Source organism: Streptomyces sp. S07_1.15 (assembly GCF_020739505.1).
Taxonomy (GTDB): Bacteria; Actinomycetota; Actinomycetes; order Streptomycetales; family Streptomycetaceae; genus Streptomyces; species Streptomyces xinghaiensis.
In genome coordinates this window covers 2,079,955-2,103,473 of sequence record NZ_JAJBZK010000001.1, presented here as the reverse complement: position 1 = coordinate 2,103,473, position 23,519 = coordinate 2,079,955, and the positions used below count along the sequence as shown (strand labels likewise).

Here is a 23,519-nt window from a genome sequence, read left to right as displayed (position 1 = left end):
ACGTGGGACGGACGACGGGGGAGACGGGGAACGCGGGGGAGGGGCGGGAGTCTCAGCGCTGCCGCTTGTAGAACGGCAGGGCCACGACCTCGTACGGCTCGTGGCGGCCGCGGATGTCCACGGCCACCCCCGGGGTGCCCGGGGCGGCGTAGGCGGGGTCGACGTACGCCATGGCGAGCGGCTTGCCGAGGGTCGGCGACGGGGCGCCGGACGTGACCTCGCCGATGACCTCGCCGCCGTCCGCGGCCACCACCGCGTACCCGGCGCGCGGCACCCGCCGCCCCTCGGCCACCAGGCCGACGAGCTTCCGCGGCGGGGCCTCCGCGGCGCGGGCCGCGGCGGCCTCCAGCGCCTCACGGCCGACGAAGCGGCCGCCGTTCGTGGTCTTGTCGAACTTGACCACCCGGCCGAGCCCGGCGTCGAACGGGGTGAGCGCGGTGCTCAGCTCGTGCCCGTAGAGCGGCATCCCGGCCTCCAGGCGCAGCGTGTCCCGGCAGGACAGGCCGCAGGGGACCAGGCCCGCGTCCTTCCCCGCCGCGGTGAGCGCCCGCCACAGCGGCTCGGCGTCGTCGGGGGCGGTGAAGAGCTCGAAGCCGTCCTCGCCCGTGTAGCCCGTCCGGGCGATCAGGGCGGGGACGCCGCCGACGGTGCCGGGCAGCCCGGCGTAGTACTTCAGGCCGTCCAGGTCCGCGTCGGTGAGCGAGCCGAGGATGCCGGGGGACTCGGGGCCCTGGACCGCGATCAGCGCGTAGTTCTCGCGGTCGTCGGCCACGGCCGCGTCGAAGCCGGCGGCGCGCTCGGTCAGCGCGTCCAGCACCACCTGGGCGTTGGAGGCGTTGGCGACGACCATGTACCGCTCCCCGGCGAGGCGGTAGACGATCAGGTCGTCGAGGATGCCGCCGCCCGGCTCACAGATCATGGTGTAGCGGGCGCGGCCCACCGCGAGCGCGGAGAGGTTGCCCACCAGGGCGTGGTCGAGCAGCTCCCCGGCCTGCGGGCCGGTCACGGTGATCTCGCCCATGTGGGAGAGGTCGAAGAGGCCGGCCCGGGTGCGGACGGCGGTGTGCTCGTCCCGCTCGCTGCCGTAGCGCAGCGGCATGTCCCAGCCGGCGAAGTCGGTCATCGAGGCACCGAGCGAGCGGTGCAGCGCGTCAAGCGGGGTGCGGCGGGGGGCATCGGTCATGGCGGTGGCTCCCTGACGAAGGTGGCGGAACTCTGCGCGGCATCGGCAACACAGTCTCCCCATCTGTCATGGAACCTGAGAGCTTCGCCACAACCGTACGTACCCGGGATCGTGGCTTGCACCTTGGGTGGGGACGCCCCGGAGGGACGGCCCGCTTTCCAGATTTGCCTCGTCCGCGCGGTACGGGGCCTGAGAGATTCAAGGGAGGACTTGCTCCTTCGGCGCCCCGGCGGCGGCACGGCGGCCGGACCGGGGACTCTCCCGCGCGGATTCGAACGGCGGTATGCAGTTGGCGCGGTCATCATCGCACGGGAAGCGGAATACCGACCCGGAGGGAACCGGAGAACCGGCCCGGAGGGTCCGTCTCATCAGCACATCGCGGAACCGCGCACCGGGTATCGACGTTGTAACGCGGCACCGTTCTTGCCAGGCTGGCCGGGCAGTCCGGGGGTGACCGCACAGAGGGGGGACGATCAGGGTGCAGGTTCGGGTCCAGGGGATGTACGCGATCACGCCGCGGGCCGCGGCCGGACCGGAGACCGCGGCGGGACGGAGCACCGCGGCGGAAGCGGAGCCCGCCGCCGGACCGGAGACCGCGGCGGAGTGGACGGCGTCCGCCTGCCCGGCCGCCGCCGGAGCGGACGCGGCCGGATCGGACGCCGAGACGGACCTGCGCGGCCGCAGGCCGTCCGCGCTGCGCTACCCGGCCGGCGACGTCCTCGTCGTCTCCGGGCTCCCCGGCAGCGGCAAGAGCACCCTGATCAAGCGGGCCACCGCCGCCCTCGACGCCCGCGGCGGCGCCGTCCACCGGATCGACTCCCAGGACGCCCGGGACCGCTGGCAGCGCCGGCTGCCCGCCGCCCTGCCCTACGCCCTCTACCGCCCCCTGGTGCGCGCCGCCCACTACGCCGGGCTGCGCCGGGCGCTGCGCTCGGGTGCGAGCGTCGTCGTCCACGACTGCGGAACCCTGACCTGGGTGCGCCGCTGGCTGGCGCGTGACGCCCGCCGCCGGGGCCGCGGTCTGCACCTGGCGCTGCTGGATGTCTCCCCGGAGACGGCCCTCGCCGGGCAGCTCGCGCGGGGCCGGGGCGTCTCCGGCTACGCCTTCGCCCGCCACCGCCGGGCGGTGGCCCGGCTGGTCGCCGGCGCGGAGGCCGGCCGGGCCCCGGAGGGCTGCGTCTCCGTGGTGCTGCTCGACCGGGCGTCGGCGAGCGCGCTGCACACCATCGGCTTCGGCTGACCGCCCCGGTGTCCCGGCCACCGCACGGCCCACACAACCCGCACAGCCCACACAGCCCGCACGGCCCACACCGCCCGGACGGCCCGCACGGCCGGGCGGCGGGAAGAATCCCGGAATCACCGTGAATCCGCGCTGTCGGGCCCCTGGCCGTACCCCGGTGGGCTGGCGCTAGGGTTCTGCTACCCGGATTCCCGGATCCCGACGACCCCGGCCGCCGCGGGCGGTGGCCGCGCCGTCCGCGCGGGCCGGACGGCGCGGAGGTGCCGGGCTCCGGGCGACAGGCCCCGCAGCGCCCGGGCGGCGCGGACGAGACGTGGTTGGACGGCATGAGCATCGACGGCATGAGCATCCCGGAGCAGCACGAGCGCACCCCGGCCCCGGCGGGGATGCCCGGCGTGTCCGGAGGTCTGCCCGGCAGCGCGCCCGGTGGCTTCCCCCGCAACGAACTGGAAGAGGTGCTCGCAGCCTCCCTCGGGGTCCCCGGGGCGGGCGCCCGGCTGATCGAGGTGCTCGGCCGCAGCCGGATCTGGGTGCCGCTGCCGAACGGCGGCGGGCCCTCCAGCCCGGATCTGGACCTGCCCACCCTGGATGTGGCCGGCATCGCCTGCGTCCCCGTATACAGCTCGGAGGAGGAGTTCCTCCGGGGCGCGGGCTCGCACATGCCCTGCACGGTCGCGCCCGCGCGGGAGTTCGCCCGCGGGCTGCCGCCTCAGCTGGGCATCGCCGTCAACCCGGGCGGCACCTCCGTCGGCGTACCGCTGCCGCCGCCCGCCGTGGCCGAGCTGTGCCGCACCGGCCGCGGCGAGACCGGGCCCGGCGTGCCGTCCGGCGGGCGGGTGCGGCTCTTCGAGCCCGACTGGCAGGACGAGCCGGTCGACTTCCTGGCCGCCGCCGCCGGGGAGTTCACCACAACGGGGGTCGTGCTCACCGCCCGCCGCACTCTCGCGAGTGTCGAGGGCGACCCGCCGGCGCTCTTCGTCGGTGTCGAACTCTCCCGCTGCGAACCGGAGGACCGGGCCCGGGTGCACGACGCGCTCGGCCGGGCGCTCGGCGCGGTGCCGGTGCCCTGGCCCGTACAGATGGTCCTGCTGGACATCGCGCACGACCCGGTCGGGGACTGGATGCGCGCGCGGATCCGGCCCTTCCACACCGCCGGGTGACGCGGCTCGAACACGGGCGCGGCGGGCACCGCGAACGGCCGGTGCGCGACACCCGGACGGCGGACAGGGCGGCGGGCGCCGCCGCATCCGGTCCGTAAGCTGGTTGGATGACCCGGCGGGGCGCGAAGGACGCGCACCGCGGCGGTGCCGAGAGGCAAGACGAAGGGGCGGAACCAGGTGAGCGCGGGCGGGGACAGGGAGCAGATCGAGCAGCTGCTGCCACAGGTGACGCCCGGCCGGTACGACGCCTATGAGGCGCTGCTGCGGGCCCTCGCCGACGGGCAGGTGTGGATGCTGCTGTGGCACGGCCATCCGGGCGCGCCCGACGCGCAGTACGGGAACATGGAGGTCGACGGCTACGGCTACGCCCCCTGTGTGACCTCCGCCCAGGAGCTGGCCGCCAGCGGCTGGAACCGGGCGCACGAGGTGGTCGGCGGCCGGGAGATCGCCGCCTCCCTCTTCCCCGACCGCTGGGGCCTGTGGCTGAACCCGCACGCGCCCGGCGGCGGCGTCGGCATCCCCTGGGCCGATCTGCGCCGGGTGGCCTCCGGCCTGGACCGGCTGCCCGCCGGCCCGCTGCGGATCACCGAACCGGCCGTGGAGATCCCGCAGTTCTACGCCCTGCTGACGCAGAACGCCCACCACACGCCCGCCGTACGGGCGCTGCGCCGCGCCTGGGTGCAGCCCTCGGTCGGTGTGCCGTATCTGGCCATCGGCCTGGAGCTGTACGACAACGGGCCGCAGGCCGTGGAGTCCGTGCGCCGGATGATGGGGCAGTCCGTCGGCGTGGTGCCCGAGGGGCTGCCGGTGTCGACCGTCGCCCTGTCCGACGAGTACGACCCGGTGGCGCTGTGGATGCGCGCCAACTCCCGGCCGTTCTTCGACCGCGAGGGCTACGCAGCCGGCCCCGGGGCCGGGGCGGTCCCCGGCGCCGGTCCCGCCCCCGGCTACGGCTATCCGCCGCCGCACGGCATGCTGCCGGGCGCCGCGCCCCGCTGAAAGCGGCTCAACGGCCCCGCGCCGTACGGCGCACGCCAGTGCGATAGCACTCCAGACCAGCCGGGGCGCACCGCGTCAACCGGACCTGAACAGGGCATATCCGGTATATGCGCTGTCCGGGTCTCAGGTATGTATCACCGCTATGCGGACTGTTCACCGCCGCCGGAGTCGTCTGTAGTGTTCGAGCGGTCAGCGCCTCTCAATACCGTTCATCCCTGGGGTAGAGCATGCGAATAAGAAAATCCAGAGCCGCTCGGGCGGTTGTGGTCACCTTGGCGATGGGGCTGGCCGTGACCAGCTGCGCCAGTGACCGGGACGAGGGCGGCAAGGGAGAGGCGGGCGACACCTTCATCTTCGGTGCCGCGGGCGACCCGTCCTCCCTCGACCCCGCCCTGGCCAGCGACGGCGAGACCTTCCGCGTCACCCGCCAGGCCTTCGAGGCCCTCATCGAGCACGAGCCGGGCGGCAGCGAGCTCGTCGGCGGCCTCGCCGAGTCCTGGGAGGGCAGCGAGGACGGCACCGAGTGGAAGTTCAAGCTCCGCAAGGGCGTGGAATTCCACGACGGCGAGAAGCTGACCGCCGAGGCCGTCTGCAAGAACTACGACCACTGGTTCAACTGGTCGGGCACGTACCAGAACAGCGCGGTCTCCTACTACTGGCAGACCATCATGGGCGGCTTCAAGAAGAACGAGGACAAGGAGACGCCCGAGGCGAACTACGTCTCCTGCACCGCCGAGGACGAGCTGACCCCGGTCATCAAGGTCAAGGAGGCCACCGCCAACCTCCCCGGCGGCTTCTCCCTCCAGGCGCTCGCCATCCACTCCCCGAAGGCGATCGACGCCTACGAGAAGGAGGAGGCGAAGGGCGAGGGTGACGCGATCACCTACCCCAAGTACAGCCAGGAGGCCGGCACGGTCGCCGGCACCGGCCCGTTCAAGATCTCGAAGTGGAACAAGGGCAACAAGGAGATCACCCTTGAGCGCTTCGACGACTACTGGGGCAAGAAGGCCGGTGTCGAGAAGCTGGTGTTCCGCACCCTCGACACCGAGGAGGGCCGCCGCCAGGCGCTGCAGGCCGGTGACATCCACGGCTACGACCTGGTCGCGCCCGCCGATGTGAAGACCCTGGAGAAGGACGGCTTCCAGGTCCCGACCCGCGACGTCTTCAACATCTTCTACCTGGGCTTCAACCAGGAGAACAACAAGCTGCTGAAGAAGAAGGAAGTCCGCCAGGCCATCGCGCACGCGATCGACCGGGACAACATCGTCGAGACGCAGCTCCCCGAAGGCGGCGTCAAGGCCAGCCAGTTCATGCCCGACACGGTCGCCGGCTACTCGGGCGACGTGAAGGTCTACGAGCAGGACGTCGAGAAGTCCAAGGAGCTCCTCGCCGACGCCGGTGCGAAGAACCCGACCCTGGACTTCTGCTACCCGACCGAGGTCACCCGCCCGTACATGCCGGCCCCGGCCGACATGTTCGAGCTGATGAAGACGGACCTGGAGAAGGCCGGCATCAAGGTCAAGCCGCGCGCCATGAAGTGGAACCCGGACTACCTGGACTCCACCCAGAACGGCAAGTGCAGCCTGTACCTCATGGGCTGGACCGGTGACTTCAACGACGGCTACAACTTCATCGGCACCTGGTTCGGCGGCTACGACAAGCAGTGGGGCTTCAAGAACGACAAGGTCTTCGACGCCATGAAGGCCGCCTCCTCCGAGCCCGACGCCGAGAAGCGGACCGAGCTGTACAAGAAGGCCAATGAGGTCATCATGGACTTCCTGCCCGGCCTGCCGATCTCCTCGTCCCCGCCGTCCATCGCCTTCGCGAAGGACGTCAACCCGCCGAAGGTCTCCCCGCTGACGCAGGAGAACTTCGCCGAGGTCTCCTTCAAGTAACACAACCGAGCAGGTCCAGGTCCGCCCGGCCACGCACACAGGTGGCCGGGCGGACGTGGTTGCGATCCATGACCAGAAAGGGGTAGCGCGGGGTGTTGCGTCTCGTAGTACGCAGACTGCTGCAGCTCATACCCACACTGCTAGGCCTGTCCGTCCTTCTCTTCCTCTGGCTGAACAAGCTTCCCGGAGGACCGGCGGCGGCCCTGCTCGGGGAACGGGCCACCGAAGCGGACAAGGCCCGGATCGAGCGCGCCCTCGGGCTCGACCAGCCGGTATGGGTGCAGTACGGCCGCTTCCTCAAGCGGCTGGGAGAGCTGGATCTGGGCACCTCCACCCAGACCGGCCAGCCCGTGTGGGAGGAGTTCGCCCGGCGGTTCCCCGCCACGGTGGAACTCGGCATCTTCGCGATGCTCATCGCCGTCGCGGTCGGCATCCCCCTCGGCTACTTCGCGGCCAAGCGCCGCGGCAGCTGGCTCGACGTGTCCGCGGTGTCCGGGTCGCTCCTCGGCATCTGCATCCCCGTCTTCTTCCTGGCCTTCATCCTGCGGGCCGTCTTCGCCGTCAACCTCGGCTGGTTCCCCAGCTACGGCCGGCAGTCCACCGGGCTCAACGCCACCGAGGTGACCGGCTTCTACGTCCTGGACGGCATCCTCACCGGGGAGTTCGACGCCGCCTGGGACTCCCTGGCGCACCTGGTGCTGCCCGCCCTGGCCCTCGCCTCCATCCCGCTCGCGATCATCGTCCGGATGACCCGGGCCAGCGTGCTGGAGGTGCTCGGCGAGGACTACGTCCGCACCGCCGAGTCCAAGGGCCTCCAGCAGCATGTGATCCGCGGCCGGCACGTGCTGCGCAACGCGCTGCTGCCGGTGGTCACCGCCGTCGGCCTGCTCACCGGCAGCCTGCTGTCGGGAGCGGTGCTCACCGAGTCCGTCTTCGCCTTCGGCGGCATCGGCTCCTTCCTGCGGACCGCCATCGACGGCCGCGACTACCCGGTGCTCGTCGGCTTCATCCTCTTCATCGCGCTGACCTACGTGATCCTCAACCTCCTGGTCGACCTGGCCTACAACCTCATTGACCCGAGAGTGCGGGTGCACTGATGAGCACCAAGACCGACAAGATCGACCGGCTCGCGGAGCTCACCGCACAGACCGAGACCGCCACCGGCCACAGCCTCTGGTACGAGGCGTTCCGCCGGCTGCGCTCCAGCAAGATGGCGATCATCGGGGCCGGCATCATCGCCGTCTTCATCCTGATCGCCATCATCGGCCCGTGGATCGCCCCGTACTCGCCGACCGCCCAGCTGTGGCGCGGCGAGGTCATTCCGGCCCGCTCCGTCTTCGTCGGACCGCGCGCCGAGAACTGGCTCGGCCTGGACCACCTCGCCCGCGACGAGTTCTCCCGGATGCTGGTCGGCGCCCGGCAGACCCTGCTCGTCGGTGTGGTGGCCACCCTCCTCGGCTTCACCATCGGCTGCCTGATCGGCATCGCCTCCGGGGCCGCGTCCACGCTCGGCGGGCGCGCCGGGCGCCGGATCGACTCCGTCATCATGCGCTTCATCGACATGCTGCTGGCGCTGCCCTCGCTGCTGCTGGCGGTCTCCGTCGCGGCCGTCCTCGGGCAGAGCCTCACCACCGTGATGATCGCGGTCGGTGTGGTGCAGATCCCCATCTTCGCCCGGCTGCTGCGCGGTTCGATGCTGGCCCAGGGCGGCTCCGACTACGTCCTCGCCTCCCGGGCGCTGGGCGTGCGCAAGCGCCGTATCGTGCTCGGCCACATCGTGCCCAACTCGCTGAGCCCGGTCATCGTGCAGGCCACGCTGAGCCTGGCCACCGCCATCATCGAGGCCGCCGCCCTGTCGTACCTGGGGCTGGGCAACCCGGACGCGGCCGTCCCGGAGTGGGGCGTCATGCTGGCCCAGGCGCAGGGCTTCTTCGACTCGGCGCCGATGCTCGCGGTCTACCCCTCGGTGGGCATCATCATCACGGCCCTCGGCTTCACCCTCCTCGGCGAGGCCATGCGCGAAGCCCTCGACCCGAAACTGCGGAGCTGATGACATGTCGTTGCTTTCCGTGGACGAACTGACCGTCACCTTCACCGCACGCGGACGCCGCGATGTGCGGGCCGTGTCGGGTGTGTCCTTCTCCGTCGGCGAGGGCGAGGTCGTGGGCCTCGTCGGCGAGTCCGGCTGCGGCAAGAGCGTCACCTCGCTCGCCCTGATGGGGCTGCTGCCCGGGCGCGGCGTGAAGGTCGGGGGGCGGGCCGAGTTCGACGGCACCGACCTCTTCGGGCTGAGCGACGCCAAGATGCGCGAGATGCGCGGCTCACAGCTCGCGATGATCTTCCAGGACCCGCTCTCCTCGCTGAACCCCGTGGTCCCCATCGGCATCCAGGTCACCGAGATCCTGGCCCGCCACCGGGGGCTCAAGGGGCAGGCCGCGCGGAAGGAGGCCGCCTCGCTGCTCGACCGGGTCGGCATCCCCGACCCGTACCGGCGGCTCAAGGAGTACCCGCACCAGCTCTCCGGCGGGATGCGGCAGCGAGCCCTCATCGCCATGGCCGTGGCCTGCGCGCCCCGGCTGCTGATCGCCGACGAGCCGACCACCGCGCTGGACGTCACCATCCAGGCGCAGATCCTGGAACTGCTCAAGGAACTGGTGGACGAGGAGGGCACCGCCCTGCTGATGATCACCCATGACCTCGGGGTGGTCGCCGGGCTCTGCGACGAGGTCAACGTCCTGTACGCGGGCAAGGTCGTGGAGTCGGCGGGACGGCGCGAGCTGTTCGCCGCGCCCACCCACCCGTACGCCAACGGGCTGCTGGGCTCCATACCCCGGCTCGACGCGCCGCGCGGCGAGCCGCTGAACCCCATCCGGGGCTCCATCAACGACAACATCGCCTGGGCGGACGGCTGCGCCTTCGCGCCGCGCTGCGACCACTACACCCTGGAGTGCCTCCAGGGCACCCCGGAGCTGACCGAACCGCGCACGCCGGGGCACCGGGTGCGGTGCGTCAACCCGGTGCCGGCCCCGCACGGTTCGGGTGATGTGGACGTGATCGAGGCCCCGCACATCCTGCCGGACGAGGCGGTGGCGGAGGACGGTGAGACCGCCGGGCCGGCGCCGGGAACCGAATCCGGCGCGGAGTCCCGCGAGTCCGGCGCCGAGTCCGGTGCCGCCGGGGACGAGAAGAACGCCACCGCCACCGAGGCTGCCGCGACCGAGAAGACGGAGGCCACCTCATGAGCCTGCTGAAGCTGGACGGGGTGAAGGTCCACTTCCCCCTGAAGAAGGGCGTCGTCTTCGACCGCACCGTGGGCCACGTCTACGCGGTCGACGGCGTCTCGCTCTCCGTCGAGGCCGGCAAGACGTACGGCCTGGTGGGCGAGTCGGGCTGCGGCAAGACGACCCTGGGCCGGGCCGTCCTGCGGCTGGTGGACATCACCGACGGCAGTGTCGTCCTCGACGGCACCGACCTGGCGCACCTCCCCGAGGAGGAGATGCGCAAGTTCCGCCGCCGGGTGCAGATGGTCTTCCAGGACCCGCTGGGCAGCCTCGACCCGCGGCAGAACATCGAGTCGATCCTCTCCGAGGGCATGGCCGCGCACGGCATCGGTGCCGACCGCGAGGAGCGCCGCGCCCGCATCCGGGAGATCCTGGCCAAGGTCGGCCTGCCGTCCAACGCGCTCTCCCGCTACCCGCACGAGTTCTCCGGCGGCCAGCGGCAGCGCATCGGCATCGCGCGGGCGCTGGTGCTGGAGCCCGACGTGATCATCTGCGACGAGCCGGTCTCCGCGCTGGACGTCTCCATCCAGGCCCAGGTGATCAACCTGCTGGAGGAGCTGCAGCAGTCGATGGGGCTGACCTATATGGTCATCGCCCACGATCTCGCCGTGGTCCGGCACATCTCCGACGTCATCGGGGTGATGTACCTCGGCTCGCTGGTGGAGGAGGCGCCCAGCGACGGGCTGTACGCCGAACCGCTCCACCCGTACACCAAGGCCCTGATGTCGGCGGTGCCGATCCCCGACCCCGTGGTCGAGGACAGCCGCGAGCGCATCCTGCTCACCGGCGACCTGCCGTCGCCCGCCACCCCGCCCGCCGGCTGCCGGTTCCACACCCGGTGCCCGTGGAAGCAGGAGACGCGGTGCGACACCGAGCGCCCGGAGCTGCGTGACCTGGGCGGCGGCCACAAGGTGGCCTGCCACTACGCCGCGGAGATCGCGGCCGGCACCGTCCGGATGAACAGCGCGGCCAAGGTCGTCGAGCCCGGGACGGTGACCGCCGGGAACGCCGGGGAGTCCGCCGCCGGGGAGTCCGAGGAGACCGAGAAGGCCGCCGAGAGCGTCTGACGCCCCCGGCAGCACCCGGACACAGCGCGGCGCGGGCGGCCCGGAACCCCGGACCGCCCGCGCCGCCGCACGTCACACCGGGGATGGCCGCGGCGGCACAGGGCAGAATCGCCGGGTGCTCACCGATCTGTTCACCCCCTCCGTGCTGCAGGCGCTGGACATCGCCGGGATCTTCGTCTTCGCGATCTCCGGCGCGCTGCTCGCCGTGCGCAAGAACTTCGACGTCTTCGGCATCGCGGTGCTCGCCATGGCCACGGCGACGGGCGGCGGACTGATCCGTGACCTGATCATCGGCGCCGTGCCGCCCGCGGCCTTCACCGACCTCGGCTATCTGGTCACGCCGCTGCTCGCCACCGTGCTCGTGGTCTTCCTCCATCCGCAGGTGGAGCGGATCAACCGGGCGGTGGCCGTCTTCGACGCGGCCGGGCTCGGGCTGTTCTGCGTCGTCGGCACCACCAAGGCGTACGAGTACGGGCTGGGGCTGCCGTTCGCGGCCGTGCTGGGCGTGGTGACGGCCGCGGGCGGCGGCGTCGTGCGGGACGTCCTGGCCAACGAGGTGCCCTCGCTGCTCCGCTGGGACCGGGAGATCTACGCCGTCCCGGCCATCGTGGGGGCGTCACTGGCCGCGCTGCTCATCCACTTCGGGGCGCTCAACCCGGTCTCCAGCGCACTCTCCGCGCTCGCCGCCTTCCTGCTGAGGCTCTGCGCGATCCGGTTCGGCTGGCGGGCGCCCCGGGCCTGGCACCGCAGGTCGTCGGCGGCGGAGGAGGCGTAGGGCCCGGGCCCGCCCGGCCCGTGCCCCGGGATCCGGGCGCCCGGCGCGGCACCTCGCGCACCGCACCGGGCACGTCCGCACAGGCCCGGCGCGCGGCCGGGCGGGCCCCGGCGGCGTCCGCCGGCTCACCGTTGTCGTGGGCAACTACTGTCTACCGGTCAGTAACTTTTTCGGTGTACCGTACAGCCCATGGCACAGGCAACCATCGGGAACAGCGAGTTCGACCGGGACACGGCGGTGACGCCGCGCGAGCCCGGCGTGCATGACGCGGAGCTGTCGTCCGCCTGGACGATCATCCACGCCGTCAACGGCGGCTACCTCCTCGCCATGGCGGGCCGCGCCCTCGGTGAGGTCCTGCCGCACTCCGACCCCTTCACCGTCACCGCCCACTACCTCACCGCCTCCCGCCCCGGCCCGGCGCGGATCCGCACCGAGGTGGTGCGCACCGGCCGCACCCTCTCCACCGGCCAGGCGTCCCTCACCCAGCTCGACGAGAACGGCGCCGAGGTGGAGCGGCTGCGCGTGGTCGCCGGCTACGGCGACCTGGGCGCCCTCCCCGACGACGTCCGCACCACCGCCAAGCCGCCCGCCATGCCGCCCTTCGAGGAGTGCCTCGGCGCCCGGCACGCGGACGACGAGGTCGGCGCCCTGCTCGGCGCCACCGAGATCGCCGGCCGGCTCGACGTCCGGCTGGACCCGGCGACCGCCGGCTGGGCGCGCGGCAAGCCCTCCGGCAACGGCGAGATGCGGGCCTGGTTCCAGCTCGCCGACGGCCGCGACGCCGACCCGCTCTCCCTGCTGCTGGCCGTCGACGCCCTGCCGCCCACCGCCTTCGAGATGGGCATCTCCGGCTGGGTCCCCACCGTCGAGCTCACCGCCCACATCCGCAGCCGCCCGGCGCCGGGCCCGCTGCGCGTCGCCATCACCACCCGCAATCTCGCGGGCGGCTTCCTGGAGGAGGACGCCGAGGTCTGGGACAGCCGGGACCGCCTCGTCGCCCAGTCCCGCCAGCTCGCCAGGGCACAGCTCGGCTGACGGCCGGGGAGCCGCCCGCAGGGCAACCGGCCGCCGGGGAGCCGCCCGCCGGGAAACACGTGCCGGGGAGCCTGCCGGAGAACCGCCCGCCGGGCACCGCCGGCTGACCGGAGCGCGCGGTACGGGCCGGGGGCGGCCTTCCGCCCGTACCGCCCCTCGTAGAATCGTGCGCACCATGGCCTACCTCGATCACGCCGCCACGACGCCCATGCTTCCCGAGGCGGTGGCGGCGATGACCGCCCAGTTCGCCGTCACCGGCAACGCCTCCTCCCTCCACGCGGCCGGGCGGCGGGCCCGGCGCACCGTCGAGGAGTCCCGCGAGTCGCTCGCGGCGGCCCTCGGGGCGCGGCCCAGCGAGGTGGTGTTCACCTCGGGGGGTACGGAATCGGACAATCTCGCGGTGAAGGGCCTCTACTGGGCCCGGCGGGACGCCGCACCGCAGCGCACCCGTATCCTCGCCAGCCCCGTCGAACACCACGCCGTGCTGGACGCCGTCGACTGGCTCGCCGAGCACGAGGGCGCCCGCGTGGAGTACCTGCCGGTGGACTCCGTCGGGCGCGTGCACCCGGAGGCCCTGCGCGAGGCGGTCGAACGGAACCCGGACGACGTCGCGCTGGTGACCGTGATGTGGGCCAACAACGAGATCGGCACGGTCATGCCGGTCGCCGGACTCGCCGCCGTGGCGGCCGAGTTCGGCATCCCCGTGCACTCCGACGCCGTGCAGGCGTTCGGCCAGGTCGAGCTCGACTTCGCCGCCTCCGGGCTGAGCGCCCTCACCGTCTCCGGCCACAAGATCGGCGGCCCCTACGGCATCGGGGCGCTGCTGCTCCGCCGCGATCTGGCCCCCGTACCGCTGCTGCACGGCGGCGGCCAGGAACGCCAGGTGCGCTCCGGCACCCTCGACGTCCCGGCGGTGGCCGCCTTCGCCGCGGCCGGCCGCCATGCCGCCGAACACCGCGCCGAGTTCGCACGGGTGATCGGCGCGCGGCGCGACGCGCTGGTGAAGGCCGTGCGCGAGGCGGTGCCGGACGCCATCCTCGGCGGCGACCCCGACCCGGCCGGGCGGCTCCCCGCCAACGCGCACTTCTCCTTCCCCGGCTGCGAGGGCGACTCGCTTCTGCTGCTCCTCGACGCCCAGGGCATCGAGTGCTCGACCGGCTCCGCCTGCACGGCCGGGGTCGCCCAGCCGAGCCATGTCGTCCTGGCCACCGGTGCGAGCCCCGAGCAGGCACGCGGCACGCTGCGCTTCTCGCTGGGGCACACCTCGACGGCGGCCGACGTGGAAGCCGTGGCCAAGGCCATCGGCCCGGCGGTCGAACGGGCCCGGCGGGCGGGGCTGAGCTAGCCCGGGCTCTGCCTGATGCGGGCGGCGGCCGGGCGGTCCGCCGGCCGGGGCGGTGGCGGCACGGAGGGCTGAACGCGGGGCCGGTGTGCCCGGCCTCGCGGCCGGCCGGTCACCGCGCCGTCGGGCGGAGCCGCGTGTCCCGGCCGGACCCCGGTTCCGAACGGCCAGTTCACCCGCCCTGGGACTCTTCGCGGACTTCATGCCGTGACGCGGCGACGGTCAGGAACCCGCGGATATACCCGGCCACGGTGTCCAGGTGGCTTTCGAGCAGGAAGTGCCCGCCTCCGGGGACCAGATGGATCTCCGCGTCCGGCAGGTCCCGGGCGAAGGCGCGCGCTCCGTCCGGGCCGAAGATCTCGTCGCCCGCGCCCCAGACCGCGAGGAGCGGAACCCGGCGTTCCCGGAAGTAGGCGTGCACCCGCGGGTAGAGGGGCCGGTTGCCGGCGTAGTCGCGGAACAGGGCGAGTTGCACGAGATCGTTGCCCGGCCGGCTGACCTCGTGGTGGTCGGCGGCCCAGGTGTCGGGGTCGACCAGCTCGGGCCGGTCCACTCCGTGCAGGTACTGCCAGCGGATGGCGTCGAGCGAGAGGGCGGTACGGACGGCGGGTTCGGTCCGGGGGCCCGGATTCTCGCCGTACGCCCAGAGGGGCGCCCAGAAATCCGGTACGAAGCCGTCCTCGTAGGCGTTTCCGCTCTGTGTGATCACCGCGGTGATCGCGTCCGGGGTACGCAGGGCGAGCCGCCAGCCGATGGGTGCGCCGTAGTCCTGGACGTACACGGCGTAGCGGGTGACGCCGAGCCGGGCCAGCAGGGCTTCGGTGATGTCGGTCAGGGAGTCGAAGGTGTAGGTGAAGGGGTCCGCTGGCGGGGCATCGGAGTTGCCGAAGCCGAGGTGGTCGGGGGCGACGACGTGGAACCGGTCGGCCAGCGCCGGGATGAGGTGGCGGAACATGCGGGAGCTGGTGGGGAATCCGTGCAGGAGGACGAGTGTGGGGGCCTCGCGGGCTCCTGCCTCGCGGTAGAAGACGCGATGTCCCCGCACGGTCGCGTACTGATGGCGGATCTCAACCATGACTAACCCCTTAAAGTTCTCTTGGTGGTTACCGCTCGGCGTTCAGTAGACCGCTCGTGGGGTAACCTGTCAAATAGCTTGAGAGGGTTAGTTGTGAAGGTGAGGCCTGTGCTGGACGACCAAGCCCTGCTGGAGGCGCTGAACAGCACGCCTGTGGCGGATGGCCGACGTCGGGACCTGTGGCGTGACGACCGCGAGCTGGACAGGTGGGCGCGGGAGCACGGGGGCCTCGGCGGTGACGAGGAGCGCCGGTGGCTGCGCACCGCCCGGGACGCGCTCCAGGCGGCCGAGTCGGGCGCGCCGGCGGAGCCACGTCTGGGCCAGGTCCTCGCGGGCGTCCGCAAAGTCCCGCGGGCCGGCGCGTCGGGCGTCGAGTGGCACCTGGAGGTGCCGCCGGGGCGCGGGCTCGCCGTGGAGCTCGTGCTCGCGTGGGCGGACGTCAAGGAGCGCATGCCCGGCCGCCTGCGGCCGTGCGGGAACCCTGAGTGCCGCCTCTTCCTCCTGGATCGCAGCCGTGCCAACACCGCACGGTGGTGCTCGATGAAGACCTGCGGGAACCGGCTCAAGGCCCGCCGGCACCAGGCCCGGGTGCGGGAGACCCCGCGAGCCGAGTAGGGCGCTCCGGCGGGTCGGCGCCCCCACGGGGGCCGGACTCCCGCGCGGGGCCCGCCCGTTGGCCTCTTCGTTCCCCGCCCGGGTTCGTGAGTGCCCCGTCCGGCCCGTTCCGGTTCTCCCCGGGGTGCGGGAGGGCGTGGATCGCCCCGGAACGGATCCCGGGTCTTCTTCCCCACCGGCCAGGCCGGCACCGTACTGGGCCGGCTCGCCGACGTCGGCCTGGACCATGTGCTCCTCGGCCGGCCAGGGACACAGGCGCGGCCTCTGGGACGGCCGGGGCCGAGCCGGGTGGAGGGTTCCGGCCCCGGTCCGCCTCGGGCCCAGCCCTGCCGGGTCCCGGGCCGGCCCGGCCTCCGGCCCCGTGCTACGGGGCCGCGTCCCCGCGCGCCTCCTCCTGCCGTACGACCTCGGGCAGATCCGTGAGGCGGTCCAGGCCGTGCAGCGACCGGGCGATCCGGGGGTTGCCCTCCAGCAGCGGCCGGTGGCGCTCCAGGAAGTACCAGTAACCGGCCGTGACGGGGCAGGCCCGCTCACCCGTCCGCCGGTCGGGCCGGTAGGCGCAGTCCCCGCAGAGGTCGCTCATCCGGTTGATGTACGCACCGCCGCACAGATAGGGCTTGGTGGTGATGCGGCCCCCGTCGGCGTACTGGGACATGCCGATGACGTTCGGCAGCATCACCCAGTCGTAGCCGTCGGCGAACGAGCGGTGGAACCAGTCGGTGACGGCCAGGGGATCCCATCCCCGCTGCAGGGCCCAGTTGCCCAGGATCATCAGCCGGGGGATGTGGTGGGTCCAGGCGCGGTCCCGCACCTCGGTGAGGGCGGTGGCCAGGCAGCGCGCGGTGACGGCACCGGCGTCGAGGTCCGCGAACCAGCCCGGCAGGGGCCGGTGGTGGCCCAGCGCGTTGCTGTGCCGGTAGCCGTCGCCGAGGGTCCAGTACAGATGCCACATGTACTCGCGCCAGCCGGCGATCTGGCGGACGAAGCCCTCGGCGGAGCTGAGCGGGACCGCCCCCGACCGGTACGCGTCCTCGGCGGCCGCCACGCACTCGGCCGGGTCGAGCAGTCCGAGGTTGAGCGCGGGGGAGAGCACGCTGTGACTCATGGCCCAGTCACCGGCCAGGACGGCGTCCTCCCACGGTCCGAAACTCGCCAGCCGCTTCTCCGTGAAACGCCGCAGCGCGCGCAGGGCCTCCGCGCGGGTGGCGGGGAAGAGCCGCGGGCCGTCGCGGCCGGTGAAGGAGACCTCGCCGTCGGCCTCCCACCGGTCGAGGTCGCGGCGGACCTCCTCGTCCACGGCGTCCTCGCGGGGGAGGTAGGGGCGGGGGGCGGGCAGGGCGTCCCGGCGGGGCGGGGGCTCCCGGTTCTCGGAGTCGAGGTTCCAGCGCCCTCCGGCGGGTTCGTCACCGTCCATCAGCAGCCGGAGCTCGCGCCGCACCCGGCGGTAGAAGTCCTCCATCCGGATCCGGCCCGGCCCCGGCCCATCCGGGTCGGCGCCCGTCCAGTCGGCGAACTGCCCGGGGGAGACCAGGAAGCCGCGCGGGGGGAGGACGGTGACCTGCTCCAGGGAGCGGACGAACCGCAGGGCGGCGTGCGAGGTCGGGTGGTGCACGGTCACGGGCGCGCCGCCGGTGGCCCGGGCCAGGCCCTCGCGGTAGCTCCCGGCCCGGATGTAGTGCACGCGGTCGCCGAGCTCGGCGGCGCGGTGGCGCATGGCGGAGAGGACGAGGTGGGCCTTGGCCCGGTGGAAGCGGCGGCGGAAGACCGACCGGCTCTCGATCATGACGATCTTTCCGCCGGGGCCGGAGCCGGGTCCGGCCCCCGGGAGGAAGTGCGGGCCGAGCTGGTCCCCGAAGAGCCAGTGGTAGCCGGGTTCGTCCCGTGTTTCGGTACTCACCGCCTCATACTGGTCGATTCCGGAAGCCGGTCAAGGAGGCTGCCGTGGCACTGCGGCCGTGGCGGGGCGTCCGTAGCGGGGACGGCGCCGGAAAGGGGCGCGGCACCTCGCCCGGCCGAGCCGGCACGCGGCGCCGCGGGGATGCCGCACACGTAGTCCGCGGGCCCGCCGCCCGCCGCTGCCCCCCGCTGCGGTCCGCGCGGCGGCCTTCACCGGGCAGGCTCTCCCCCCTGCCCGCGTCCGTTAGGCCCCGTCCTCCCGCTTCTCCGCGCGGGTGGCGGGGACGGCGCTGACGAAGCGCATGTAGCGGTCCCAGTCCCAGTGCGGACCGGGGTCGGTGTGGTCCGTGCCGGGCACCTCGACGTGGCCGACGATGTGCTCGCGGTCCCTCGGCAGCCCGTACCGGTCGCATATCCCGGCCGTCAGCTCCGCCGAGGCGCGGTAGGTGGCGTCCGTGATCGAACCGGCGCGGTCCGCGAAGCCCTCGTGTTCGATGCCGATGCTGCGCTCGTTGAAGGAGCGGTTGCCCGCGTGGTAGGCCACGTCCAGTTCGCGCACCATCTGCGCCACGTGCCCGTCCTCCGTGCGCACCACGTAGTGCGCGGCGGCGCCGTGCCCGGGATCCTGGAAGACCTTCAGGCCCACGGCGTAGTCGCCCTCGATGGTGTGGATCACCACCCGGTCGATGGTGTAGTCGTACGGCCGGTCGGCCATCCGCCAGTTCGCGGACGAGGCCGGTATCCACTCGGCACCCGGGTGGTCGACCTCGCCCTCCTTGCGGGGCCGGTTGACGCCGGGGACGCGGTACCACCAGTTCGAGCCGTCCACGGCCAGATAGCCGGCCGCGCCGAGGCCCACCGTCGCGCCGCCGATGAGCAGGGTGCGCCGGCTGACGCCCCGGCGTCGCTCCGCCGTGCGCTCCTCCCGGCGGGGCTCCGGCACCTGCTGCTCCTGCCGGGGCTCCCGCTGCTGCGGCGGATCGGACCGGCGCGACTGCTGTGCTTCCATCAGACCTTCTTTCGGGGGGACCACCGGCTTCAGCCGGTGGGGGAATCGAATCCTTGGGCCGGAGCCGCGCAGCGGCGGAGCACGCTGCGTTGTCAGTGGGGAGCGTTAGCGTGAACACATCGGTGTTTGGTGAGGGGAAACGGGGGTGGGGTCGTGTGAGGCGGGCGTACCGGTTTCTGTTGCGTCCCACGGTCCGGCAGGAGCGGGCGCTGGCGGAGATGCTGCGGGATCACTGCTCCCTGTACAACGGTGCGTTGCAGGAGCGTCGTGACGCCTACCGGCACAGCTCGCGGACGTCGGTGCGGTATGGGGATCAGTCGGCGCAGTTGAGGGAGATCCGGGCGTTTGATCCGGAGCGTCAGGGCAGGTGGTCGTTCTCGAGCCAGCAGGCGACCCTGCGCCGTCTGGACCGGGCCTTCCAGGCCTTCTTCCGGCGGGTGAAGGCCGGCGGCACCCCCGGATACCCGCGCTTCAAAGGGGTCGGGCACTTCGACACCGTGACCTTCCCGAAGGACGGGGACGGCTGCCGGTGGGACTCCACCCCCCACGACGCGCAGACCCGGGTCCGTCTGCAGGGTGTCGGGCATGTCCGGGTCCACCGGCACCGGAGCGTGAAGGGCCGGGTGAAGACGGTGAGCGTGAAGCGGGAGGGGCGTCGCTGGTATGTATCCTGGCCTGTGACGAGGTGCACGCCGAGCCGCTGCCCCCGACCGGGAGCAGGGTGGGTATCGACCTGGGCACGGTTCACTTCCTCACCGACTCCAGCGGCCGCCACGTCGGGAACCCCAGGTTCCTTCAGGCATCGGCCGGGGAGCTGGCCGCAGCGCAGCGGCACCTGGCGACGTTTCCGAAGCGCACGCGGCGTCGGACGAAGCAGCATCGTGCCGCGGCCCGCAAGGTCGCCCGGCTGCACGCGAAGATCCGGCGCCGGCGTCTGGATCATCACCACAAAGCCGCCCTCGCTCTCGTGCGCGAGCACGATGTGATCGGGCACGAGCGGCTGAACACCGCGGGCATGACCAAGGCGCCCGTACCCCGGCCCGACCCCGACCGCGACGGTGCCTTCCTGGCGAACGGTGCCGCGGCGAAGGCCGGGCTGAACCGCAGCATCCTGGACGCGGGTTGGGGGCAGTTCCTGCGGATCCTGGCGGACAAGGCTGAAAGCGCCGGTCGCCGCGTGATCCCGGTGGACGCCTCCAACACTTCCCGCACCTGCCCACCCGCAATCGGCGGATGCGGGCACGTGGCGAAGGAGAACCGCGTCACCCAGGCGAAGTTCGCGTGCGTCAACTGCGGTCTGGTGGCGAACGCCGACCACGTGGGCGCGCTCAACGTCAAACACAGGGCCGGGCTGGTCCTCTGCGCCGGTGCCTAGCCACCGACACAGGAAGCCCACGACTTCAGCTTCAGTCGTGGGTGGAGTCACCCGCGACCTCTGTGTGCTCACTGGGTACCCCTCGGTGGCATGGACGGCGCCCGGGGGCCTCGGGGTTGTTCGCAGGGCCTTTCCGTGCGCTCGGTTGTTCTGTGCTCAACGGGTGGGCGGTGCCCCCTGTTCCGGCAGTATCCGTTTCCGGCCCTCTCTGTTCGTTTCCGACGGTTCGGCCAGTGTCCGGAGTGTCCGACGCCGTCCGGTGCTGTCGGCCGGCCGGCCGCCTGGCCGACCGGGCGGGCGGTGCCGTTCACGGGTGGTTCGGTGTGTCCGTACGCGCACCTCTCACCAGCCGACGCTCCCGGCCGGTTCCCGGCGGACGACGAGGAGCGGGCCCGGACCAGCGCTGCCGAACGGTGCCGGACCCGCGCTTCCCCGCCGCGTCAGGTCGGGGCCCGCGCCGCGCACCGCGCACCGCGTTCACCTATGGCGTGGGCCGGAACCCGTATCGCGTTGGGACGCTTCGTACCGGGCCGGGCACCGCTCCCGTACCGCGCTGGGTCCGCGCTCACGTGCGGCGTCCGGCCGTGGACCCGTACCGCGCCGGGCCCGCGTTCCCGTACCGCGCCGGGCCGGGGTCCCGTATCGCGTTGGGACGGGCCGCCGCGGGCCCGTACGCTGATAGGGCTATGAACGATTTCCCCGGCGCACCCACCGCCCCCCGCGACGGCACCCGGCTGCGGGTCCTCGCCGCCATGTCCGGCGGTGTCGACTCCGCCGTCGCCGCCGCCCGCGCCGCCGAGGCGGGCCACGACGTCACCGGCGTCCACCTCGCCCTGTCGGCCAACCCGAAGTCCTTCCGCACCGGGGCCAGGGGCTGCTGCACCATCGAGGACAGTCACGACGCGCGCCGGGCCGCCGACGTCATCGGCATCCCGTTCTACGTCTGGGACCTGGCCGAGCGCTTCCGCGAGGACGTGGTCGACGACTTCGTCGCCGAGTACGCCGCCGGGCGCACCCCGAACCCCTGCCTGCGCTGCAACGAGAAGATCAAGTTCGCGGCGCTGCTGGACAAGGCCCTCGCCCTGGGCTTCGACGCCGTCTGCACCGGCCACTACGCCACCGTCGTCACCCGCGAGGACGGCGGCCGCGAACTGCACCGCGCCTCCGACGAGGCCAAGGACCAGAGCTACGTCCTCGGCGTCCTCGACGAGCGCCAGCTCGCCCACGCCATGTTCCCGCTGGGTGACACCCTCACCACCAAGGACGAGATCCGGGCCGAGGCCGAGCGCCGGGGCCTGGCCGTCGCGAAGAAGCCCGACAGCCACGACATCTGCTTCATCGCCGACGGCGACACCCAGGGCTTCCTGGCCAAGCACCTGGGCACCGCCGAGGGCGACATCGTCGACGAGGACGGCAACCGTCTCGGCGGCCACCAGGGCGCCTACGGCTACACCATCGGCCAGCGCAAGGGCCTGCGCCTGGGCGTGCCCGCCCCGGACGGCAAGCCGCGCTATGTGCTGGACATCTCGCCGGTCAACAACACGGTCACGGTCGGCCCGCAGGAGGCGCTCGACGTCACCGCGCTGACGGCGATCCGGCCCCGCTGGTGCGGCGAGCCCCCGGCGGGCCCGGGCACGTACACGGCCCAGCTCCGCGCCCACGGCGAGGAGACGCCGGTGACGGCGGAGCCGGCCGAGGACGCCGAGGGGGCCCCGGAACTCCGGGTGACCTTCACCGAGCCGGTCCGCGGCGTGGCCCCGGGCCAGGCGATCGTCCTCTACGACGGCACCCGGGTCGTCGGCTCGGCGACCATCGCCACGACGGAACGCCGCCGCGAGCCGGCGGCCGCGCGAGGCTGAGGGGGAGTCCTGCCGGTGACGCCCTCGGCCCTTCCGTGGACCCGTCATCTGTCGGCCGACGAGGTACGGCAGTTCGTGCAGGAGCTGACCCGGGCCGCGGACGGCGCCGCGCATCCGGACGCCCGCGCCAACGTCCACCGGGTCGTCGTCGAGTGGCGGGCGACCGCACGCATCCTCGCCGACCCGGAACTGACGGCTCAGCTCACCCGCCCGCTGCCCGACGAGGACCACGAAGAGGCGACCGCTCCGTAACACCGAAGCGAGGCCGCCGGGGGTAGCGGGCAGGTTGTGAGCCCACTGACGTTTGCATCAAGACGTCAGTAATCAGTGGTGTTGATCATCGAGTGTGCGAGTTCGCATGCTGGCGACGAGAGCGCCGAGTGCCGCTCGGCTGGTGGTGAACGAGCGTGCCGGAAAGACACTGTCTCGGATCGCGACCGTATCGCCGCCGGAAACGGCGACTTCAATGCAGGCGTTGCCGGACGCCTCGGAGTAGGAGGATTTGACCCATACCGGCTCGGGCAAGGTGCTCCTCTCGAAGACTCCGACTGCGCTGCTGACCAGTGGGGTCCGCTCGCGCAGATGTGCGGGACGCGCGGCTGTCAGACAGAGGAGCCCGGCGGGCGGTTCACCTCTCCGTTCCGCACTCCCGCGATGAAGGTGGTCAGCGCTGCGCGGCTCACTTTGATGGTCCGGGCCGGGTGAACGCTGTCCCGGACGGCCATGCGGTCCTGGTCGCAGATGGCTATCTCCACACAGTTGTTGCCGCCGCCGCCGCAGAAGGACGAGCGTTTCCAGTCGAGTGCGTCCACTGTCAGTCCCCTCGGAACGTGTGTGCCAGAGAGCGGATGAGTTCCCGGGAATCTCCGGGAGAGAGCGCGGACTGCTCCATGAGGTCCAGTAGAGAACGATAGTTCGCCAACGGTGTAGGCGCATCAACGAAGTTGGCTCCCAGGGCGGTGTCGAGCTGGACCGTGTCCAACTGTGGCACGGGGCCCTCCGCGTACAGGACCGACTGCCCGGCTCCGTGGAAGCCACCGGCGCTGAACGGGATGACCAACAAGGTGAGGTTGGGCTGTTCCGCCGCCTCTACCAGTCGTCGGAGCTGGGCTCGGGCGACGGCTCGGCCTCCGAACTCCAGCCGCAGAGCAGCCTCGTGAACGATGCCCGTGTACGGCATGGGGTTGTCCCCCACGAGCACATTCTGGCGAGCCATGCGATGCGCAACCCGGAGTTCGACGTCCAGGCGGGGAAGCTTTGGCACGGTGAGCTCGAAGATGGCCCTGGCGTGGTCTTCCGTCTGGAGCAGGCCCGGCAGGTGCACGGTCTGCGCGGTCCGGATGCGCGTCGCGTAGTGCTCCAGTTCGGACACGTCCAGGTGTCCGTCGGGCAGCTTGCCCCGGTATTCCGTCCACCAGTGCTTGGTGCGCCGGCTCGCCGCCATGTCGGCCAGGGCGTCCACCAGCGCCTCGTTCGGGCACTTGTAGTGGCTTGCGAGCTGCCGGACCCGGTCCTCGCTGACCGTGGTGCGTCCGGCCTCGATGTTGGAGATCATCGTGCGGTCCGCGCCCAGCATCGAGGCGGCTTCCTGGATGGAGATCCCTGCCTGCTCGCGCATGCGGCGGAGTTCGGTGGCCAAGCGGCGCTGGCGGCCGGTTGGAGCGTTTCGTGCGGCCATGAGTCCTCTCCCGTGAGTGCGATGCAGTGTGGCAG

21 protein-coding genes, 1 pseudogene and 1 riboswitch are annotated in these 23,519 nt (G+C 72.5%); of the genes and pseudogenes, 15 read left to right on the top strand and 7 right to left on the bottom strand.

The window, feature by feature from the left end:
- Window positions 1-52: 52 nt before the first annotated feature.
- Window positions 53-1,183 (bottom strand): glycine cleavage system aminomethyltransferase GcvT, encoded by a 1,131-nt coding sequence (gcvT, locus tag LIX60_RS08845; RefSeq protein ID WP_227957955.1) that lies wholly within the window; start codon window positions 1,181-1,183, stop codon window positions 53-55.
- 168 nt (window positions 1,184-1,351) lie between these two features.
- A riboswitch (glycine riboswitch) is annotated at window positions 1,352-1,457 on the bottom strand.
- 225 nt (window positions 1,458-1,682) lie between these two features.
- Here gcvT and LIX60_RS08840 point away from each other — a divergent pair.
- The 11 genes from LIX60_RS08840 (at window position 1,683) to LIX60_RS08790 (ending at window position 13,980) form a co-directional block, all read left to right on the top strand.
- Complete coding sequence (locus tag LIX60_RS08840) at window positions 1,683-2,423, top strand: ATP-binding protein (RefSeq protein WP_227957954.1); 741 nt, start codon at window positions 1,683-1,685, stop codon at window positions 2,421-2,423.
- Window positions 2,424-2,809: 386 nt separating this feature from the next.
- Window positions 2,810-3,583 carry an enhanced serine sensitivity protein SseB gene (locus LIX60_RS08835; protein WP_227962679.1) on the top strand — a complete coding sequence of 258 codons (774 nt, stop codon included), beginning with the start codon at window positions 2,810-2,812 and terminating at the stop codon, window positions 3,581-3,583.
- A 177-nt stretch (window positions 3,584-3,760) separates the two neighbouring features.
- Window positions 3,761-4,582: an enhanced serine sensitivity protein SseB C-terminal domain-containing protein gene (locus LIX60_RS08830; protein ID WP_019709929.1), complete on the top strand. Its 822-nt coding sequence runs from the start codon at window positions 3,761-3,763 to the stop codon at window positions 4,580-4,582.
- 227 nt (window positions 4,583-4,809) lie between these two features.
- Window positions 4,810-6,477: an ABC transporter substrate-binding protein gene (locus LIX60_RS08825; RefSeq protein ID WP_227957953.1), complete on the top strand. Its 1,668-nt coding sequence runs from the start codon at window positions 4,810-4,812 to the stop codon at window positions 6,475-6,477.
- Between the two features lie 92 nt (window positions 6,478-6,569).
- The gene (locus tag LIX60_RS08820; protein ID WP_227957952.1) at window positions 6,570-7,574 is read left to right on the top strand and encodes an ABC transporter permease; all 1,005 of its coding nucleotides are present in this window, start codon (window positions 6,570-6,572) and stop codon (window positions 7,572-7,574) included.
- The gene (locus LIX60_RS08815; RefSeq protein ID WP_227957951.1) at window positions 7,574-8,527 is read left to right on the top strand and encodes an ABC transporter permease; all 954 of its coding nucleotides are present in this window, start codon (window positions 7,574-7,576) and stop codon (window positions 8,525-8,527) included. The genes LIX60_RS08820 and LIX60_RS08815 overlap by 1 nt, the downstream gene beginning before the upstream one ends.
- A 4-nt stretch (window positions 8,528-8,531) precedes the next feature.
- A complete protein-coding gene (locus tag LIX60_RS08810) occupies window positions 8,532-9,719 on the top strand; it encodes an ABC transporter ATP-binding protein (protein ID WP_227957950.1) in 1,188 nt (395 codons plus the stop codon).
- A complete protein-coding gene (locus LIX60_RS08805; RefSeq protein ID WP_227957949.1) occupies window positions 9,716-10,825 on the top strand; it encodes an ABC transporter ATP-binding protein in 1,110 nt (369 codons plus the stop codon). Before LIX60_RS08810 ends, LIX60_RS08805 begins: the two co-directional genes overlap by 4 nt.
- A gap of 115 nt (window positions 10,826-10,940) precedes the next feature.
- Window positions 10,941-11,600 carry a trimeric intracellular cation channel family protein gene (locus tag LIX60_RS08800; RefSeq protein WP_019709923.1) on the top strand — a complete coding sequence of 220 codons (660 nt, stop codon included), beginning with the start codon at window positions 10,941-10,943 and terminating at the stop codon, window positions 11,598-11,600.
- 189 nt (window positions 11,601-11,789) lie between these two features.
- On the top strand, window positions 11,790-12,635 hold the full coding sequence (locus LIX60_RS08795; protein ID WP_019709922.1) for a thioesterase family protein: 846 nt from the start codon (window positions 11,790-11,792) through the stop codon (window positions 12,633-12,635).
- A 175-nt stretch (window positions 12,636-12,810) separates the two neighbouring features.
- Window positions 12,811-13,980: a cysteine desulfurase family protein gene (locus LIX60_RS08790; protein ID WP_227957948.1), complete on the top strand. Its 1,170-nt coding sequence runs from the start codon at window positions 12,811-12,813 to the stop codon at window positions 13,978-13,980.
- A 169-nt stretch (window positions 13,981-14,149) separates the two neighbouring features.
- Here the strand turns inward: LIX60_RS08790 and LIX60_RS08785 are convergent, their stop codons facing one another.
- On the bottom strand, window positions 14,150-15,052 hold the full coding sequence (locus LIX60_RS08785; protein ID WP_227957947.1) for an alpha/beta fold hydrolase: 903 nt from the start codon (window positions 15,050-15,052) through the stop codon (window positions 14,150-14,152).
- Window positions 15,053-15,160: 108 nt separating this feature from the next.
- Between LIX60_RS08785 and LIX60_RS08780 the strand changes: the two genes are divergently transcribed.
- The gene (locus LIX60_RS08780) at window positions 15,161-15,667 is read left to right on the top strand and encodes a CGNR zinc finger domain-containing protein (protein WP_227957946.1); all 507 of its coding nucleotides are present in this window, start codon (window positions 15,161-15,163) and stop codon (window positions 15,665-15,667) included.
- Between the two features lie 364 nt (window positions 15,668-16,031).
- On the opposite strand, the gene LIX60_RS08775 is transcribed toward LIX60_RS08780, so the two are convergent.
- Both LIX60_RS08775 and LIX60_RS08770 read right to left on the bottom strand, forming a co-directional pair.
- The gene (locus LIX60_RS08775) at window positions 16,032-17,564 is read right to left on the bottom strand and encodes a cryptochrome/photolyase family protein (protein ID WP_227957945.1); all 1,533 of its coding nucleotides are present in this window, start codon (window positions 17,562-17,564) and stop codon (window positions 16,032-16,034) included.
- Between the two features lie 243 nt (window positions 17,565-17,807).
- Window positions 17,808-18,572: an N-acetylmuramoyl-L-alanine amidase gene (locus LIX60_RS08770; protein WP_227957944.1), complete on the bottom strand. Its 765-nt coding sequence runs from the start codon at window positions 18,570-18,572 to the stop codon at window positions 17,808-17,810.
- Window positions 18,573-18,727: 155 nt separating this feature from the next.
- On the opposite strand from LIX60_RS08770, the pseudogene LIX60_RS08765 reads away from it, so the two are divergent.
- From LIX60_RS08765 to LIX60_RS08755, 3 genes and pseudogenes are all read left to right on the top strand, one after another.
- Window positions 18,728-19,947: pseudogene (locus LIX60_RS08765) on the top strand (RNA-guided endonuclease InsQ/TnpB family protein).
- Window positions 19,948-20,633: 686 nt separating this feature from the next.
- The gene (gene mnmA / locus LIX60_RS08760) at window positions 20,634-21,806 is read left to right on the top strand and encodes a tRNA 2-thiouridine(34) synthase MnmA (protein WP_227957943.1); all 1,173 of its coding nucleotides are present in this window, start codon (window positions 20,634-20,636) and stop codon (window positions 21,804-21,806) included.
- A 15-nt stretch (window positions 21,807-21,821) separates the two neighbouring features.
- Window positions 21,822-22,058 carry a hypothetical protein gene (locus tag LIX60_RS08755; RefSeq protein WP_227957942.1) on the top strand — a complete coding sequence of 79 codons (237 nt, stop codon included), beginning with the start codon at window positions 21,822-21,824 and terminating at the stop codon, window positions 22,056-22,058.
- 72 nt (window positions 22,059-22,130) lie between these two features.
- Here LIX60_RS08755 and LIX60_RS08750 read toward each other — a convergent pair whose 3' ends face one another.
- The 3 genes from LIX60_RS08750 to LIX60_RS08740 all read right to left on the bottom strand — a co-directional run bounded on the left by LIX60_RS08750 (window position 22,131) and on the right by LIX60_RS08740 (window position 23,484).
- On the bottom strand, window positions 22,131-22,331 hold the full coding sequence (locus LIX60_RS08750; protein WP_227957941.1) for a DUF397 domain-containing protein: 201 nt from the start codon (window positions 22,329-22,331) through the stop codon (window positions 22,131-22,133).
- Between the two features lie 77 nt (window positions 22,332-22,408).
- Window positions 22,409-22,618 carry a DUF397 domain-containing protein gene (locus LIX60_RS08745; RefSeq protein WP_227957940.1) on the bottom strand — a complete coding sequence of 70 codons (210 nt, stop codon included), beginning with the start codon at window positions 22,616-22,618 and terminating at the stop codon, window positions 22,409-22,411.
- Between the two features lie 2 nt (window positions 22,619-22,620).
- Window positions 22,621-23,484, bottom strand: coding sequence for a helix-turn-helix transcriptional regulator (locus LIX60_RS08740; RefSeq protein ID WP_227957939.1), 864 nt, complete (start codon window positions 23,482-23,484; stop codon window positions 22,621-22,623).
- Window positions 23,485-23,519: the final 35 nt, after the last annotated feature.